Source organism: Segatella copri (assembly GCF_003465495.1).
Taxonomy (GTDB): domain Bacteria; phylum Bacteroidota; class Bacteroidia; order Bacteroidales; family Bacteroidaceae; genus Prevotella; species Prevotella copri_G.
On sequence record NZ_QSAV01000005.1, the window covers coordinates 69,013 to 86,425 of the forward strand.

Consider the following 17,413-nt stretch of genomic DNA (forward strand, 5'->3'; position numbering starts at 1 on the left):
CAAAGCTTCAGCAAAATAGAGACAAAAAGAATTTTTTACCGGTAAAAATAGATATTTAAATAATGAAGATAGAAAACGAAATCATCAGCTCTGTCATCGCGGCGGTGAAGGAGCTTTATGGTCAGGACGTACCTGAGAAGATGGTAGCCCTGCAGAAGACCAAGAGTAATTTCGAAGGTAACCTTACCCTCGTCGTATTCCCATTCCTCAAAATGTCGAAGAAAAAGCCTGAGGATACAGCACAGGAAATCGGCGAATACCTGAAGAAAAACTGCGCTAATGTTATCGCAGACTTCAACGTGGTTAAGGGTTTCCTCAACCTTTCTATCGCTCCTGCCGCTTGGGTAGGACTCTTGAACACCATCAACGCTGACCCTAAGTTTGGTGAGAAGCCAGTTACTGAGAACAGTCCGCTCGTCATGATCGAGTACTCTTCTCCTAACACCAACAAGCCTCTCCACCTCGGTCACGTGCGCAACAACCTCCTCGGCTGGTCTCTGGCCCAGATTATGGAGGCTAACGGCAACAAGGTAATCAAGACAAACATCGTTAACGACCGTGGTATCCACATCTGTAAGTCTATGCTCGCCTGGCTCAAGTGGGGCAATGGCGAAACTCCTGAAACTTCCGGCAAGAAGGGCGACCACCTCATCGGCGACTACTATGTAGCCTTCGACAAGCACTATCGTGAGGAAATCGCAGAGCTCAAGGCTCAGTACATGAAGGAGGGCATGGACGAAGAAGCTGCCACAGAGAAAGCTAAAGTAGAGGCTCCGCTGATCAAGGAGGCTCACGAGATGCTCGTAAAGTGGGAGAACAACGACCCTGAGGTTCGTGCTCTCTGGCAGAAGATGAACAACTGGGTTTACGCTGGCTTCGATGAGACTTACAAGATGATGGGTGTAAGTTTCGACAAGATATATTATGAGTCAAATACTTACCTCGAAGGTAAGAAGAAGGTAGAAGAAGGATTGGAGAAGGGTCTCTTCTTCCGCAAGGACGATAACTCTGTTTGGGCTGACCTCACCAACGAGGGTCTCGACCAGAAACTCCTGCTCCGTTCAGACGGCACCTCTGTTTATATGACTCAGGACATCGGTACTGCCGACCTCCGTTTCAAGGATTTCCCTATCGACAAGATGATCTACGTAGTAGGTAACGAGCAGAACTACCACTTCCAGGTGCTCTCTATCCTGCTCGACCGTCTCGGCTTCAAGTGGGGTAAGGACTTGGTTCACTTCTCTTATGGTATGGTAGAGTTGCCTAACGGTAAGATGAAGAGCCGTGAGGGAACCGTAGTAGATGCTGATGACCTGATGGCAGAGATGATTAAGGATGCTCGCCAGACAAGCGATGAGCTTGGCAAGTTCAAGGACATGAGCGAGGAAGAGCGCCAGGAGATTTCACGCATCGTGGGTCTCGGAGCGTTGAAGTACTTCATCCTCAAGGTAGATGCCCGCAAGAACATGCTCTTCAACCCAGAAGAGAGTATCGACTTCAACGGTAACACAGGTCCTTTCATCCAGTATACCTATGCTCGTATCCGCAGCATCATGCGCAAGGCAGCTGCCGAGGGCATCGAGATTCCTGCTGAGTTGGGCGCAGATGCTCCTATCAACGAGAAGGAGATTGACCTCATCCAGAAGATGAACGACTTCGCAGCAGCCGTAGCCGATGCCGGCAACAACTACAACCCTGGTGGTATCGCTAACTACTGCTACGAGTTGACCAAGGAGTTCAACCAGTTCTATCACGACTACAGCATCCTGAATGCTGAGAGCGAGGCTGAGAAGATTACCCGTCTGGTTCTTGCAGCCAACGTGGCTAAGATCCTGAAGAACGGTATGTCTCTGCTCGGCATCGAGGTTCCAGAAAGAATGTAATATATACATAAGATATAATAACCTACAATTTAAAAATAAAAAAAATATTGACTATTTGACATAATGAGCATGGCCCTGGAGCTCGACTCCAAGGTGCATGCTCATTTCAGTTTTAGCCAATCCTTTTTGTTTTCCAACCCCAAAAAGAATAAAGATGAATAAAATGCCCGTAAATCCTCCTTCATGGAGAAACGATACAGTCTTGCCTCTGCCCAACGAGGTAAGAGCCAACGCCTGGGCTGTGGATGCCGCCTGTTCCGGCAATCCCGGTCCGATGGAATACCAATGCATCGACCTTCAGACCGGTGCCCAGGTTTTCCATTATGGTCCTATCCACGGCACCAACAACATCGGCGAGTTTCTCGCCATCGTCCATGCCCTCGCCCTGATGCAGCAGAAGGGCATTACCGACAAGGTAATTTATAGCGACAGCGTGAATGCCCAGCTCTGGGTAAGCAAGAAACAATGCAAGACCAAACTGGAGCGCACTCCCCAGACCGAACAGCTCTACCAGGTCATCGCCCGAGCCGAAAACTGGCTCCGCACCCACCCCATCAACATACCTATTATAAAATGGGAGACGAAGAAATGGGGCGAGATTCCAGCCGATTTCGGAAGAAAGGGATAAAAAGGACATTTTTATGTGCCTTTCCCGAAATAATGCCCGCAAAAGCTTGCAATTTCAGATATTTTGTTTAATTTTGCAGCTATTACCGTATTAAACATACATAATCGTAAGAATGGAAATAGAAAAAGAAACAATATTATTAATGTCGAAAGGAGACAAGAAAGCATACGAAACGATGTTCCGCAGGTTCTATCCTAAGGTACATCGTTTTGTAGCCATGCTCTTGAAAAACGAAGATGATGCTGATGACGTCAGCCAGCTCATCTTCTTAAAGGTATGGAACAAACGCGAGAAGTTTGCCGATATCCAGAACTTCGATTCCTACCTCTTTATTTTGGCAAAATATACTGTCATCAACTATATTTCCTCCAAGCACATCATCCCAATAGATATTGACAGTCTGCCAGACAGATATGCCAACGAATCTTCGCCACATGACGATGTGGTGGCAAAGGATACCCAACTGCTCATCGACATGGTGGTAGAAAGCATGCCGCAACAACGCCAGATGATTTATCGCATGAGCCGCGAACAGCATCTCAAGAACGAAGAGATAGCCCAGCGCCTGGGTATTCAGAAGAAAACGGTAGAAAATCATCTTAACCTAGCTCTTAAAGAAATTAAAAAAGCCTTATATTTGATGATTTTGTTACCTTGGCATTGGGTGTAACACCATTGAAACATGTCTTAAAAATAAATGAAGTTTTTATTATGGCAACAAAGATAAGGGATATCATAGATTATTATAGCGGGCACAATGTGCCGGATGAAATAAAAGAAAGGGTATTAGATAGGATTTCCAATACACAAGACGATAAAGAGGCGAACGAGGCATTTAGAGAATTATGGGACAAGGCTGATTCAGCCTATATGGAAGAAGAAGAAATTTCTGCTGCATACAACCGCCTCTTCGAAACAGAAGAAACAAGAGAAATAGAAAAGAAAAAATCGCTTCGAATCTTCAACTTTGCCAAACTGGCTGCCGTCTTCGTACCGCTGCTGATGCTGATTGTATTCGGCAAGCTCTACGTCCAGATGAACAACCAACTCAAGGATATAAAACTGGCAACCATGCTCCAGGAACATACCATCAACGAAGAGAGCAAAGTCATCGCCTTGGCAGACGGAACGAAAGTAAGACTCAGCCAGAGTTCCGTACTCCTCTATCCTTCCTCTTTCAAGGGGGCAGAAGAACGCAAGGTTTTCCTGTCGGGAGAGGCATTCTTCGACATCAGGCATGATGATGCCCAGCCGTTCCACGTCAGCACTCCTCATTTCGAGATTACCGACTTGGGCACCTCTTTTACGGTTTCATCTTATTCAAATACAGATGAAGTATCTGCCACACTCAAAACCGGCAAGATAGAACTCCGCATCATAGGTCAGGAAGACAAGGTTTACAGCATGAAACCTAACGACCAGTTAGTATATAATGTAAAGACCAAGGCAGTAAATCTCCGCAAGGTTTCGGCCGAAGAAGATGGTACAAGCTGGCGCAACAAGGAGATTGACCTGAACGATGTAACGCTGGCAGAAGCTGGTAAGATTCTGGGTAATGCATACGGAGTGAAATTCACCTTCCGTTCAAAGATTCACCAGAAGACGAAGGTTACAGTTCATTTCAACCGTGGCGAAACCCTCTCGGGAGCCATGTTTGTCCTGAAGAACCTGGTTCCTGGTCTGGAATATGAAGTGAAGAAAGATGAAGTAATCATCAGGTAGGCATATATTATAATAGGTAAACAAAAGGCGCATTATGTAAAAATGATGCGCCTTTTTTCATAAAAGAGTATCTCTGCACGGGATATGAAAACAGAAATAATAACATAAACTGGAAATATCATGATAAAGAATTTGATTTTTGATTTTGGAAAAGTACTCGTAAATTACGAATACTTTGAAACGCTTGACCAGATATTCAAGACCCACGAACAGGCTGAAGAATTCTATCATCTCCTGATAGACGGCAAATGGAATGAAAACATGGATCGCGGAGATTCTTTCGAAGAAACCTTCTGCAAGATGCAGCAGATCATGCCGCAATACAAGAAAGAAATAGCAACCGTAGCCCAGCGCTTTAACGAATTTGTAAGGGGCGAGAAGAAAGGAATGCGCACCTTGCTGACCCAGTTGAAGGCAGAAGGCTACCACCTTTACGGACTTTCCAACTGGTGCACCAAGGTTCACGAAACGATGGCACAATATCCCATCTTCCAACTTCTGGAAGGACAGGTGATTTCTTCAGAAGAGAAAATCATCAAACCCGACAGGGCTATTTATGAAAGAATCTGCCAGAAATACAATCTGAAACCGGAAGAATGCCTTTTTGCTGACGACAGAATAGAGAATGTAGAAGCCGCCCAGCGTTTCGGAATGCAGACCATCTGCTTTGAGGATGCTGCGCAGTACGAGCGGGAATTGAGAAAAATCCTGTCTGAGGAAAGAACGAAATAAGTTCTGATTATCAAAAGCACTACTGCTATTTTCATACCAATAGCATTATTGAAATATTCAAGGCTCTAAATTAGCAGCAAGAAATGCTAATTTAGAGCCTTCATCTTATGTATTTATAATTTCCAAAAGAAGAATTTTATAAGGTGTTTGCGAACACAAGATATTTTTTTTCAGAAAAACTTCATTTTAACAGTTTTGTAATTGGGTGTAACTCTCTTTCCCGTTGTCTTCAAGACGTAACAAGCAAATTATTATTAACTTAAAAAGATAAAGTATGAATCTTAAAAGAATCTCTGCGTCATGCTTCTGTTTGCTCCTGGCAGGCCAGATGACCCTTTCGGCTCAGAACGTCAGCTTCAGCTCAAACAAGGTAACGCTTAAGTCAGCTTTTGAGAAGATTGAAAAGGAATCTAAGTACAAGATTGCCTACAACTCCTCACAGTTGGATGCTAACCGTTCGGTTACATTAACCAAGAAAAGTGATGATGTCTTTGGTATGTTGAACCAATTGCTCAAAGGTACCAATTTTACCTATGAGATGGAAGGCAACTACATCGTCATCAAGCCTCAGCAAAAAGCTAAATCTCAGGCTCATGGCAAGAAAATCAAGGTACGTGGTGTAGTGAAAGACGAAACTGGCGAGCCAGTTATCGGCGCTACCGTCATGGAGAAGGGTACCACCACCAATGGTGTTGTAACCGATCTTGACGGCAACTATACCATCGAGATTCCTGCCGACGGTATGTTGGCAGTATCATACATTGGCTGCAAGGACCAGGACATCAAGGTAAATGGTCGCGAAGTAATCAATGTAAACCTGGCAGATGATAATAAGGTATTGAGCGAAGTTGTAGTTGTTGGTTATGGTACTCAGAAGAAAGCTAATTTAACTGGTGCTGTGTCAATGATTACTGCAGATGACATAAACAATCGCCCAGTATCAAATGCAGCTGGCGCATTACAAGGTGCAGATCCTTCTGTAAACTTGACTTTTAATTCAGGAAGTTTAGATTCTGGTTATAGCATTGACATTCGTGGTGTCGCTTCTATTAATGGAGGTAGTCCATTGGTGTTGGCTGATGGCATGGAGGTCAACTTGAGCCAGATAAATCCTAATGACATTGAATCTATCTCAGTTTTGAAAGATGCTTCTGCTTCTGCAATTTATGGTGCCAAAGCCTCTTCTGGTGTTATTTTGATTACTACAAAGAGTGGAAAAGACTCAGAAGGTAAAGCTTCCATATCATATAATGGTCGCGTAGGTTGGAAACAGAATACAACTTCAACAGATTTCATACATACAGGTTATGACCATGTAAATATTGTCAACCAATTCTATGAGGCTTACCAAGGCAAATTGATGGCAAATTATACAGACAAAGATTTGCAGATGCTTTATGATAGACGTAATGATAAGACCGAAAATCCAGATAGACCATGGACCGTAGTTGGCGATGACGGAAAGTATTATTATTATGGCAACTTTGATTGGTATGATTATTTCTATCGCAAAACAAGACCAGAGCAGGAGCATAATATTTCTGTGACAGGTGGTAATGATAAGGTTAATTATTTTGCAAGCGGTCGTTTCTTTACACAGGATGGTATCTTTAATATCTACAAAGATAATTATCAGAATGTATCCTTTAGAGGAAAGCTGAATGCCAAGTTGTCTAAACATTTGACGTATTCTGTTAATTTCAATTATAACAAAACGGCCTACAAATATGCAGGTTTCTATAATGAGCAGCAGACTATTTCTAGTTTGCAGTCAAACATTTTGTCTTCTTTCGTACCAAGAAATCCTGATGGCTCTGTTGTACAGTATACAAACCAATTGACCTCCAATTCACCTTTGGGCTCTGGCCATGCAGGTTTCCTGACAGCAAACGAGGCGCGCAACTCTCGTGAAAACAAGTACTGGATTGTTGCAAATCAACTTGATTATAAAGTATTTGACGACCTGGTCTTGACAGCTTCATACGCTTATAAAAACAGAAATTACATTTATAAGAGAAGAAGTATGCCTTTTGAGTATTCACGCGCAGAGGGAGCAACTGCAACATTTACTTCTGGTACTATAACAGATTACTATCAGGAAGGACACATGCAGATAGACGACAACAACCTGAATATATATGGTACTTATACTCATGTATGGGACAAAAAGCATAACTTTAAGGTTGTAGCAGGTGGTCAATATGAGGATTATAGAACAACAGATTTATCTGTAAAAAAGAATGATCTTCTTTCTAAAGATTTATCTTCTTTCACCGTTGCACAAGGTGAAACTACTGTTGGACAAGATATATCTGCTTATAGAACCTTAGGATATTTTGCCAGAGTCAATTACGACTATGAAGGTAAATATTTGGCTGAGATTAGCGGCCGATGGGATGGAACTTCTAAGTTTGCGTCAAAAGACCGCTGGGGATTTTTCCCTTCTGCTTCAATTGGTTGGCGAATGAGTTCTGAGAAATTCTGGAATAAGTTATTGCCTGTAGTAAATAATGCTAAGTTCCGTTTCTCTGTAGGTAGTCTTGGAAACCAGCAAGTAAGCAACTATGCTTATTTTGACCAGATTTATACAGACAACAAGATGTCTTATACATTTGACGGCTTGAACAAGGCATATTATGCAAGTGTGTCTTCTCCGTTATCTTCATCTTTAACTTGGGAGACAGTTTCTACCTACAACTGGGGTTTGGATTTGGGTTTCTTGGATAGTAAATTAACTTTGACAGCGGATATTTACATCCGTGACACCAAAGACATGCTAACCCATTCTATAACATTACCATCTGTATTTGGAGCAACTACTCCAAAAGAAAACTGTGCAGATTTGAGAACAAATGGATGGGAATTGTATATTGGATGGCAAGATAAATTTAATTTAGCAGGCAAGCCATTCCATTATAATGTATCAGCGACAATCGGAGATTACAAGTCAAAGATTACCAAATTTAACAATCCTGATAAGTTGATTTCTGATTATTATGAAGGAATGACTTTAGGTGAGATTTGGGGCTATAAGGTAGCAGGTCTTTTTGCAACGGATGAAGAAGCAGCAGCTTATCAGGCAAAGATTAACGATAAGGCTGTTAACGGTCGTGTATACAGCTCTAAGAAAGATAACCATTTGATGGCAGGTGATGTAAAATTCATGGATTTGGATGGTGATAATGTTATTTCTGAAGGCTCTGGTACAGTTGCAGACCCAGGAGACAAGAGAATTATTGGTAATAGCTTACCACGCTATTCTTATTCTTTCCGTTTGGGAGCAGATTGGAACGGAATTGATTTTAATGCATTCTTCCAAGGTGTAGGTAAACGCAATTGGTATCCTACAACCTATGCATATGATTTCTGGGGACCATATTCTTTCCCTTCACTGTCATTCATCCACAAGGATTTCACGGATAATGTTTGGAGCGAAGATAACCAGGGAGCTTATTTCCCACGTCCTCGAGGATATGCGTCTTATAGTGGAGGTGCATTGGGTGTTGCTAATGATAGATATTTACAGAATGCTGCTTATTTACGCTTGAAGAATTTGACTGTAGGTTATACAATTCCTATTAGCAAAAAAATCATCAATTCTTTGAGAGTATATTTTACAGCAGAGAACTTATTCTACTGGTCTCCATTGAAGAAGTACTGCAAGACGGTTGATCCAGAAATGATTTATGCTTCATCATATAATTCTGGTTCGGGAGTTGGTTATAGTTATTCTAAATCATTCTCTTTTGGTCTTGATATAAAATTCTAAATATAAAAAGGTAATAGCAATGAAAAAGTTAATAAATATATTGGGGGCTGCTTTACTCATTACAAACTTAACAGCTTGTGATAGTTTGTTGGATATGTCTCCTGAAGACACAATGAGTCCTGAGACCTATTTTAGTTCTACACGAGAATTGAAACTATGGACTGATGGATTTTATAGCCAGTTGGAAGGTGCAGATGACGTGATTGGCATCAATGCGGATGACAATATTGATACCGAGTTAGGTGCAACTTTGCTTGGGCAACGTTCTGCTGCTGATGAAAATGGTTGGAACTGGACACAACTTCGTTCTATAAACTATTATTTACAGCATTCAGATAGATGCAAAGACGAAGTTGGTCGTAAGGAAAATGATGGAGTAGCTTACTTTATGAGAGCATACTTCTATTACGTTAAAGTCAGAAGATATGGCGATGTACCTTGGTATGATCAAGTCTTGAATTCTGACCAAGATGAACTTTTGGCAAAAGCACGTGATGACCGTGAAGTTATTATGGATCATGTCATGGATGACCTTGACAAGGCAATAAACATGCTTCCGTCAACCAAGAGTGTCTATTACGTAACGAAATGGACAGCATTAGCCCTTAAGACTCGTGCAGCTCTGTATGAGGGAACTTATCGTAAATATCGTAATATGCCTAATGCAGAAAAGTATTTGAACCAAGTAGTTGATGCTGGTGAAAACTTTATCAAGAATAGTGGTTACAAACTTTATACAACAGGTGATACTCCTTATCGCTCCTTGTTTAATAGTTTGGATGCTTGTTCTGATGAAGTCATCTTGGCAAGAAGATATAGTTCTGATGCAAATGTAATGCATGGTGTTCCTTTTGCTATCAAGAATTCTCGCCAAGGTTTTACCAAGCGATTCATGAATCACTATTTAATGGCAGATGGCTCTCGCTATACTGACAAACAAGGCTGGGAAACAGATGACTTTGTAGCAGAAACTAGCAATCGTGATCCTCGTATGGCTCAAACAGTTTTATGCCCAGGTTACATTCAGAAAGGCGCAACAAAGGTGACTGCAAACAACTTAAATGCTCTAACAGGGTATCAACCGATTAAGTATATTGCAGAGTCTAAATATGATGGCGCAAATAAGGCATTTACAGATTGGTCTTTGTTTAGGACAGCCGAAGTGTATTTGAACTATGCTGAAGCTAAGGCAGAGTTAGGTACATTAACACAAAATGACTTGGATGTTTCTATCAATAAAATTCGTGACAGAGCAAGAATGCCACATCTCAACATGAGTGCGGCTAATGCCAATCCAGACCCATTGATGATGGAGTATTATCCTAACGTGACAAAGAGTGGCAATACTGGTGTCATCTTGGAAATCCGTAGAGAGCGCACTGTAGAGTTGCCTTTGGAAGGTTTCCGCTTGTGGGATATTTTCCGTTGGAAAGAAGGTCAGCAGTTGACAAAACCATTCTATGGTTGCTACTTCCCTGGAGATGGTGAGTATGATATGGACAATGATGGTGCAAATGACTTACTTTTATATACGGCGGATAAGGGAACTTTCAAGGGCACATCAAAGAAAATAGGAAAAGACTTGGATTTGTCGAATGGAACTTCTGGCTACATTTATCCATTCAAGCAGATTACAATTACTTGGGATGAGAACAGGGATTATCTTTGGCCAATTCCTGCAAGCGAAAGAGTCTTGACTGGTGGTAAGCTCACGCAGAACCCTGGTTGGACGGATAGTACGAATTTTAATTAAACTGATATGGTTAGTGGGCTAGTCCCACTAACCTCTAATATTATAATGAGATGAGAAATATCATTGTTACTTTGGTGAGCATGTTCTTTATATTGAACGTGTCTGCACAAAACAAAGGTTTTGATTTCCTTCAGAAAAAGATGTATGATGGGGGAAAGTCTAATTATGTGATGATTTTTGCACATCGCGGAAATTGGAGAGGCGCACCAGAAAACTCTCTTCAGGCATATAAGCAATGTATAGATGGTGGCATTGATGGTGTGGAGATTGATGTCCATATGACTAAGGATAGTGCCATTGTAATGATGCATGATGATACTGTGGATAGAACTACCACCGGTACGGGATTGGTTTCTGATTATACTTTGGAAGAAATTAAAAAACTGAATTTGAAATCTCCGATAGGTGTTATTACTCGTCAGAAAGTACCAACTCTAGACGAAGTCTTGGAGCTTTGTAAAGGAAAGGTATATATTCAGATTGATAAATGGCAACCTTGTAAGGAGAAAGTCTTAGAAATCATTCATAAGCACAAGATGCTGAAGCAGTGTATCTTCCGTGGTACTTTTAACAGTAAGGTATATGAGGAGAAATATGCTAAACTCTTGAAAGGGTGTATCTTTAGCCCAGTTGTTGTTTGTAATGGCAAAACTGATGACCAAAAGTTGGATGATTATATGAATCATATTAAGACTCCAATTATGAGCTTGTCTTTCAAGAGAGATGACTATCCTATCTTAAATCGTGCGGAAGAAATGAAGAAGCATGGCTATCGTATCTGGTATAACTCACTTTGGGATACTTTTAATGGTGGTCATGATGATGAGATGGCTTTGGATGATCCCGATGGAAGTTATGGTTGGCTTCTAGACAAAGGAGCAAACATCATCTTCTGCGATAACTCATTCTTATTGCTGGATTATTTGAAAAAGAAAGGAAGAAGATAATTCTTTTGCTTCTTTCGTGTAATACGTGTTAAATTTTAAGTAACCAAAAATATGAAACAGAAAGTTTTATTATTGCTTTTAGCAATTGTATGCAGTGCAAATATCTTTGCACAAGACAGAGTTAGCAAGATTCGCGCTAAACTCTTGAATCGTGATGAGTCTTCAGTGATTGTGGCTTCACATCGTGGTGACTGGCGTAACTTTCCTGAAAACTCTTTGGAGGCGATAGACAATGCAATCAAAATGGGCGTTGACATTGTCGAGATAGACTTGCAGAGAACCAAGGATGGGGTCTTGATTTTGATGCACGATCCAAAGATTGACCGTACCACAACGGGTAAAGGTACAATTTCCGAGTTGACCTATGATTCTATTGCAAAGACTCACTTGAAGAACGGATGTAATATCCGTACCATCCATAGAGTACCAACTTTGGAAGAGGCACTTGTGCATGCTCGTGGTAAGATTATGCTGAACCTTGACAAGGCAGACAGATATTTCGAGCAGGTTTACGAATTGATGAAAAAGACTGGTACGACAAAGCAGATTATCATGAAAGGAACAAAGTCTGCTGAGCAAGTGAAGGAACTTTATGGCTCATATCTGAATGATGTTATCTATATGCCTATTGTAAATTTGGATAAGTCTAATGCAGAGCAGCAACTCAACAAGTTTATGAAGGATATGAATCCTGTGGCTTTTGAATTGTTGTTTAAGAGTGATGAGAATAAACTTCCATTGTCATTGCCAAAGAAAATGAAAGGTAAATCTTTGATTTGGTATAATACCTTATGGGATACTATGGCAGGAGGACATGATGATGATATGTCTTTACAAGACCCTAATAAGGGATATGGTTATCTCATAGATACTTTGGGAGCTAGAATTATACAAACAGATAGACCTCAGTACTTATTGGATTATTTGCGTTCTCGCAACCTTCATGATTAAATGTTATGTGGAAGAAAATCATAGATTATTATAAAATTCCAGAAGCAGCTAAAGAACCGAGTACAGATAGTGCTCGGTTCAAAAAAATACGCCTTATTTCATTCCTTACTGCAACTTTGGGATATGGTATGTATTACGTTTGTCGTTTAAGCATGAATGTAATTCGTAAACCAATGGTTGATGATGGTGTTTTTACAGAAACAGAAATAGGTATCATAGGCTCTTGCTTGTTCTTTACTTATGCTATAGGTAAATTCTGTAATGGTTTTATAGCAGATAGAAGTAATGTGAAAAAGTTGATGTCAACAGGTCTTTTGATTTCGGCTTTGATAAACTTGGCGCTTGGATTCACCAATTCGTTTATCGTGTTCGCAGTACTTTGGGGAATCAATGGATATTTCCAATCTATGGGAGCAGCATCTGGAGTAGTATCCCTATCCCGCTGGTTTGATGCATCAAATCGTGGTACTTATTATGGTTATTGGAGCGCAAGTCATAATTTAGGTGAGGCTATCACTTTCATATCCATTGCTATTCTTGCTACTAATTTTGGGTGGCGATATGGATTGATTGGAGCAGGCTTAATCGGCATTGCTTATTTTTTCATTATGCAATGGTTAATGAAAGATACACCTCAGAAGTATGGCTATTTATTAGAGGATGCGACTTCTAAAAAAGAAGAAAAGAACAAGGCAGATTTCAACGCAAGTCAGAAGACCGTCTTATGTAGTCCTGCTATATGGATTCTAGCTTTAGCAAGTGCGTTTATGTATATAAGTAGATATGCTGTAAACAGTTGGGGAGTCTTTTATCTGGAGACGATGAAGGGATATTCTACTCTTGACGCAAGCTTTATTATTTCCATCAGTTCTGTTTGTGGTATTGTAGGAACAGTTGCTTCAGGTTTAATCTCAGACAAATTATTCAAAGGATCTAGAAACATACCGGCTTTGGTCTTTGGCTTGATGAATGTTTTGGCGCTATGTTTATTCTTATTAGTACCAGGTGTTCATTTTTATATTGATGTTATTGCTATGGTATTATTCGGACTAGGAATCGGCGTTCTGATTTGTTTCCTCGGTGGTCTTATGGCCGTAGATTTAGCTCCTAAGAACGCAGCAGGTGCAGCTCTTGGTGTTGTCGGCGTGGCAAGCTACATTGGTGCCGGTATCCAAGACATTATGAGCGGTCTACTCATCGAGGGCAACAAGCATCTGGTAAATGGCGTAGAGACCTACGACTTTACCTACATCAATTATTTCTGGATTGGTGCAGCTTTGATGTCTGTACTATTGACACTTTTGGTTTGGAATGCGAAACCAAAGACTGTTTAAGAAATAAAACGAAGCTATCATCAAAATACTCTTCACTCTTCACCTTTCGGCCGGAAACCCCTGTGTTTATCGGCATTCCGAGGGGTGAAGAGTTGTTTTTATCTCTTCACCCACTCTTCACCACTCTTCACCTTCAGAAACGGGAACAGAGGCGAAAGACTGATAGGTGGATTGCAAATCAGCCAGAACTGAAGGGTGAAGAGTGGTGAAGAGTAGGTGAAGAGTGCCCGAATACTCTTCACCCCTCAGAATGCCGATAAACACAGGGGATTCGGGGCTTTTGGTGAAGAGTGAAGAGTATTTGGCAGGATGCCTATACGAAAACAAAATAAAGGAGTTTTCGATAACTGTTCCAGTAAAACAGCCGACTAGCCACTCATGCGCTAGTCGGCTGTTTGCAGTTTGCTAGTTGGCTATTTATATTTTGCCAGTTGGCTATTTCCGGTAAAGCTCAGAAGGCTTCTGCATATACAGATATTTCTTTGCCACGTATGCCGCCAGCTGCATCATCTGCTCATTCTGGAGATAGGCTCCATAAGGAAAGAGGATGTTGATATTCGGAACATTCTGAGCCTGGGCATCCGAGAAATTCACGAAGGTAAGGTCGTTGATATACATCGTAGTGATGAATCTGCCCATATTCTCCACCTTTTTCTTCTGAGCTTCATTTAATGTCAGTACTGCCTGCTTAGGAGCAAACTGCATGAAATAGAGCGATGAGGGTACGAAGAAGCATTATTTATGGGTCAAACATTTGGGGGATTTGGAACATCTTAGCAAAAAACATTTGGGGGATTTGGAACATTTTAACAAAAAACATTTGGGGGATTTGGAACTTATATGTATCTTTGCGCTCAAAATCAGCAAGTTATGAGAAAAAGAATTTTTAAAAGAAAAGTATACGACAAAATGCTCGAATGGAAGCTAGAGAGAAATGGTAGCACAGCTCTCTTGCTCAAAGGAGCACGCCGTGTAGGAAAGTCAACGGTAGCCAAAGCTTTCGCAGAAAAAGAATACAAAAGCTATATCCTTATAGATTTCGCACAAGCATCTAAGGAAGTGAAACAGTTGTTTGACAACCTCATGGACTTGAACTACATATTTTTACGCCTCCAATCAATCTACCAAGTAATCTTGGAACCACGCAAATCAGCCATCATTTTCGATGAAGTACAAATGTGCCCACAAGCTCGGCAAGCCATCAAATACCTAGTAGCAGACGGAAGATACGACTACATAGAGACAGGCTCTCTTATCAGCATCAAAAAGAATGTAGAAAACATTTTGATTCCAAGCGAAGAGACACGTTTGGATCTCTATCCGATGGACTACGAGGAATTTCGATGGGCAATGGGCGATACTGCTACATTTCCCCTACTCAAGCAGTTTTTCGATGCAAAAGTTCCATTGGGAGCAGCGCATCGAGAAGCTATGCGCAACCTTCGTCTATATATGCTCGTAGGCGGAATGCCACAAGCCGTAAACGAGTACTTAGACACCAACAATCTGAGCAAAACAGATGCCGTAAAACGAGAAATCATAGAACTTTATATTGACGACTTTAGAAAGATTGACAAAACAGGAAGAGCTGCCAAGTTATTCGAGAACATCCCTTCCGAATTAAACAAAAATTCAGCCAGATACCAGGTAGCAAGCGTATTAGATGATGCAGGCAGAAAGAACCTTATGGGAGTCTTGGCAGACATGAAAGACAGCATGGTAGTCAATTTCGCCTATCACGCAAATGATCCCAATGTTGGTTTTTCATTACATAGTGACGAAGACTACTATAAAATGTTTGTTGGAGACACAGGGCTATTCGTCACACTTGCTTTTTGGGATAAAGACTACACGGAGAACACCATTTACGAAAAGTTGTTGAGTGATAAACTGAGTAGCGATATGGGGTATGCCTATGAAAATCTCGTTGCCCAAATGCTTACCGCATCAGGAAACAAACTGTTCTATTACACATTTCCCCATGCAACAAGCCACAAGAACTACGAGATAGATTTCTTGCTATCTCGTGGCAAGAAGATTTATCCGATAGAAGTGAAATCGTCAGGATATAACAGTCACAAGTCGCTAGATGAGTTTTGCCTGAAGTTCTCTGATAGAATCGACAAAAGATACCTATTATATACGAAAGATTTTAAAAAAGATGGACAGACCTTATTGGTGCCAATTTATATGACACCCTTGCTATAAATAAAATATAGAGAGGGTGTATCATAAGTCCATGACGCACCCTCTTCTTGATTAAAAAAAACTATTTATTATTTATCCAAAACATTCAAGTTCTGATAGAACCAGACATTCATCTGGTTGGCACCACGGTAGCCTGTCCTGGATTAGGTCCCACTTCCTTTACCACGCAATCGGCATAGCGCTTTGCGATATTCAGGAACTTGGTGCTACCCGTAGCCTGATAGTGGGCGCAGGCTGCATCCACCATGTGGCCGAGGTTATAAAGTTCGTGGCTCAATTCCTCGTCCTTGACCCAACGCTTATTTCCCGACCATCCATGAGGGTGCTGAGGGTTGATGGTACGGGCAGTATAGAGATAGCCATCTGGCTCCTGTGCAGCACCCACCACATCGAGCACGCTGTCGATGTAAGCCTTCAATAAGAAAACTTTCCGACTATAGTGTATAATAAACAATAAAAAGCAGGTAATTATCAGTCAAACACCTATATTTATATCATATTTAACGCTTTTTTTTGTTACAATCGTTTTTTTATCTTACCTTTGCAGTCAAATTAGAAATACAATAATATATCAAATATGAATCATCTTCCATACCGTGCCATCGCCCTTGATCTGGATGGCACCCTGACCAACCACGACAAGGTGGTTACCCCGAAAACCCGCGAAGCGCTGCTCCAGGCAGAAGCCGAGGGTGTTGTTATCATCCTTGCTTCAGGCAGACCGACCTACGGCATCGAACCGGTGGCGGAATGTCTGGAACTGGATAAGCGAGGCGGATACATCCTATCTTATAATGGCGGCAACATCGTGAATGCCAAGACTGGCGAAAAACTCTTCGCCCAGTTCCTGCCTGATGAGGTGATACCTATATTATATAGGTACGCGAAGGAGAAGAACCATGCCCTGCTGGGCTACGCCGGCAACGAGATTATCACCGAGATGCCCGACGACCAGTATGTGAAGGAAGAATCGCGCATCAACAAGATGAACATCCGAAAGGTAGAAAACCTGTTCGAAGCCCTGGAGCCTCACCCTACCAAGCTCCTCATGACAGGCGACCCGGCAGATATGCTCAAGGCAGAAAACGAGCTTTCTGAGATTCTGGGCGACAGGATGGACATCTTCCGTTCAGCCCCATTCTTCCTGGAACTGGTTCCTAAAGGCATCGACAAGGCAAAGTCCCTGCTCCGCCTTCTGTCGAAAATCAATCTCACCCCAGCCGATATGATTGCTTTCGGAGATGGCTACAACGACCTGAGCATGCTGAAACTGGCAGGCATGGGTGTAGCCATGCAGAATGCAGCACCAGAGGTTAGAGCCGAAGCCGACTACATCACGCTTTCCAATGAAGAAGATGGCGTAGCTGCTGCTTTGGAACATTTCTGTAAAAAGGATTTTTAAAAGTAAAAAGGTAAAAAAGTAAAAAGGTAAAAAGAAACTAGGGAGATTATACCCCGCTAGGCTTTTTTACCTTTTTACTTTTTT

The 17,413-nt window shown here is 41.5% G+C and carries 14 protein-coding genes and 1 pseudogene; 12 read left to right on the forward strand and 3 right to left on the reverse strand.

Annotated features, from left to right (window positions below):
• Window positions 1–62 precede the first annotated feature (62 nt).
• The 10 genes from argS to DWV53_RS02465 all read left to right on the forward strand — a co-directional run bounded on the left by argS (window position 63) and on the right by DWV53_RS02465 (window position 13,719).
• Window positions 63–1,883 (forward strand): arginine--tRNA ligase, encoded by a 1,821-nt coding sequence (gene argS, locus DWV53_RS02420; RefSeq protein ID WP_117587889.1) that lies wholly within the window; start codon window positions 63–65, stop codon window positions 1,881–1,883.
• 154 nt (window positions 1,884–2,037) lie between these two features.
• Window positions 2,038–2,511, forward strand: a complete 474-nt coding sequence (locus tag DWV53_RS02425; protein ID WP_117691849.1) for an RNase H family protein — start codon at window positions 2,038–2,040, stop codon at window positions 2,509–2,511.
• A 112-nt stretch (window positions 2,512–2,623) separates the two neighbouring features.
• Window positions 2,624–3,181 carry an RNA polymerase sigma-70 factor gene (locus DWV53_RS02430; RefSeq protein WP_118151426.1) on the forward strand — a complete coding sequence of 186 codons (558 nt, stop codon included), beginning with the start codon at window positions 2,624–2,626 and terminating at the stop codon, window positions 3,179–3,181.
• 41 nt (window positions 3,182–3,222) lie between these two features.
• Window positions 3,223–4,233 (forward strand): FecR family protein, encoded by a 1,011-nt coding sequence (locus tag DWV53_RS02435; RefSeq protein ID WP_118081394.1) that lies wholly within the window; start codon window positions 3,223–3,225, stop codon window positions 4,231–4,233.
• 120 nt (window positions 4,234–4,353) lie between these two features.
• Window positions 4,354–4,965, forward strand: coding sequence for an HAD family hydrolase (locus tag DWV53_RS02440; protein ID WP_118151428.1), 612 nt, complete (start codon window positions 4,354–4,356; stop codon window positions 4,963–4,965).
• Window positions 4,966–5,239: 274 nt separating this feature from the next.
• Window positions 5,240–8,734 (forward strand): TonB-dependent receptor, encoded by a 3,495-nt coding sequence (locus DWV53_RS02445; RefSeq protein ID WP_118151430.1) that lies wholly within the window; start codon window positions 5,240–5,242, stop codon window positions 8,732–8,734.
• Between the two features lie 19 nt (window positions 8,735–8,753).
• On the forward strand, window positions 8,754–10,487 hold the full coding sequence (locus tag DWV53_RS02450; RefSeq protein ID WP_118151431.1) for a RagB/SusD family nutrient uptake outer membrane protein: 1,734 nt from the start codon (window positions 8,754–8,756) through the stop codon (window positions 10,485–10,487).
• A gap of 50 nt (window positions 10,488–10,537) precedes the next feature.
• Entirely contained in the window at window positions 10,538–11,434 is an 897-nt protein-coding gene (locus DWV53_RS02455) for a glycerophosphodiester phosphodiesterase family protein (RefSeq protein ID WP_118151433.1), read from the forward strand.
• A gap of 51 nt (window positions 11,435–11,485) precedes the next feature.
• On the forward strand, window positions 11,486–12,385 hold the full coding sequence (locus tag DWV53_RS02460) for a glycerophosphodiester phosphodiesterase family protein (RefSeq protein WP_118151435.1): 900 nt from the start codon (window positions 11,486–11,488) through the stop codon (window positions 12,383–12,385).
• 5 nt (window positions 12,386–12,390) lie between these two features.
• Window positions 12,391–13,719, forward strand: a complete 1,329-nt coding sequence (locus DWV53_RS02465; RefSeq protein ID WP_118151437.1) for an MFS transporter — start codon at window positions 12,391–12,393, stop codon at window positions 13,717–13,719.
• Window positions 13,720–13,817: 98 nt separating this feature from the next.
• Here DWV53_RS02465 and DWV53_RS15605 read toward each other — a convergent pair whose 3' ends face one another.
• A complete protein-coding gene (locus tag DWV53_RS15605) occupies window positions 13,818–13,961 on the reverse strand; it encodes a hypothetical protein (RefSeq protein ID WP_006848025.1) in 144 nt (47 codons plus the stop codon).
• A gap of 193 nt (window positions 13,962–14,154) precedes the next feature.
• Complete coding sequence (locus DWV53_RS02470) at window positions 14,155–14,358, reverse strand: hypothetical protein (protein WP_220431993.1); 204 nt, start codon at window positions 14,356–14,358, stop codon at window positions 14,155–14,157.
• Between the two features lie 231 nt (window positions 14,359–14,589).
• On the opposite strand from DWV53_RS02470, the gene DWV53_RS02475 reads away from it, so the two are divergent.
• Window positions 14,590–15,927 (forward strand): ATP-binding protein, encoded by a 1,338-nt coding sequence (locus tag DWV53_RS02475; protein WP_118151478.1) that lies wholly within the window; start codon window positions 14,590–14,592, stop codon window positions 15,925–15,927.
• Window positions 15,928–16,045: 118 nt separating this feature from the next.
• On the opposite strand, the pseudogene DWV53_RS02480 reads toward DWV53_RS02475, so the two are convergent.
• Window positions 16,046–16,345 (reverse strand): annotated as a pseudogene (locus DWV53_RS02480) (beta-L-arabinofuranosidase domain-containing protein); the annotation flags it as partial.
• A gap of 159 nt (window positions 16,346–16,504) precedes the next feature.
• Here DWV53_RS02480 and DWV53_RS02485 point away from each other — a divergent pair.
• On the forward strand, window positions 16,505–17,329 hold the full coding sequence (locus DWV53_RS02485; protein ID WP_006848028.1) for a Cof-type HAD-IIB family hydrolase: 825 nt from the start codon (window positions 16,505–16,507) through the stop codon (window positions 17,327–17,329).
• The last annotated feature ends 84 nt before the right edge of the window (window positions 17,330–17,413 follow it).

Coding starts and splice junctions, on each gene's coding strand:
- DWV53_RS02455 (WP_118151433.1), top strand. CDS start 10,538: ATGAGAAATATCATTGTTACTTTGGTGAGCATGTTCTTTATATTGAAC.
- DWV53_RS02425 (WP_117691849.1), top strand. CDS start 2,038: ATGAATAAAATGCCCGTAAATCCTCCTTCATGGAGAAACGATACAGTC.
- DWV53_RS02475 (WP_118151478.1), top strand. CDS start 14,590: ATGAGAAAAAGAATTTTTAAAAGAAAAGTATACGACAAAATGCTCGAA.
- DWV53_RS02450 (WP_118151431.1), top strand. CDS start 8,754: ATGAAAAAGTTAATAAATATATTGGGGGCTGCTTTACTCATTACAAAC.
- DWV53_RS02430 (WP_118151426.1), top strand. CDS start 2,624: ATGGAAATAGAAAAAGAAACAATATTATTAATGTCGAAAGGAGACAAG.
- DWV53_RS02470 (WP_220431993.1), bottom strand. CDS start 14,358: ATGGGCAGATTCATCACTACGATGTATATCAACGACCTTACCTTCGTG.
- DWV53_RS02445 (WP_118151430.1), top strand. CDS start 5,240: ATGAATCTTAAAAGAATCTCTGCGTCATGCTTCTGTTTGCTCCTGGCA.
- DWV53_RS02440 (WP_118151428.1), top strand. CDS start 4,354: ATGATAAAGAATTTGATTTTTGATTTTGGAAAAGTACTCGTAAATTAC.
- DWV53_RS02465 (WP_118151437.1), top strand. CDS start 12,391: ATGTGGAAGAAAATCATAGATTATTATAAAATTCCAGAAGCAGCTAAA.
- DWV53_RS02460 (WP_118151435.1), top strand. CDS start 11,486: ATGAAACAGAAAGTTTTATTATTGCTTTTAGCAATTGTATGCAGTGCA.
- DWV53_RS02485 (WP_006848028.1), top strand. CDS start 16,505: ATGAATCATCTTCCATACCGTGCCATCGCCCTTGATCTGGATGGCACC.
- argS (WP_117587889.1), top strand. CDS start 63: ATGAAGATAGAAAACGAAATCATCAGCTCTGTCATCGCGGCGGTGAAG.
- DWV53_RS02435 (WP_118081394.1), top strand. CDS start 3,223: ATGGCAACAAAGATAAGGGATATCATAGATTATTATAGCGGGCACAAT.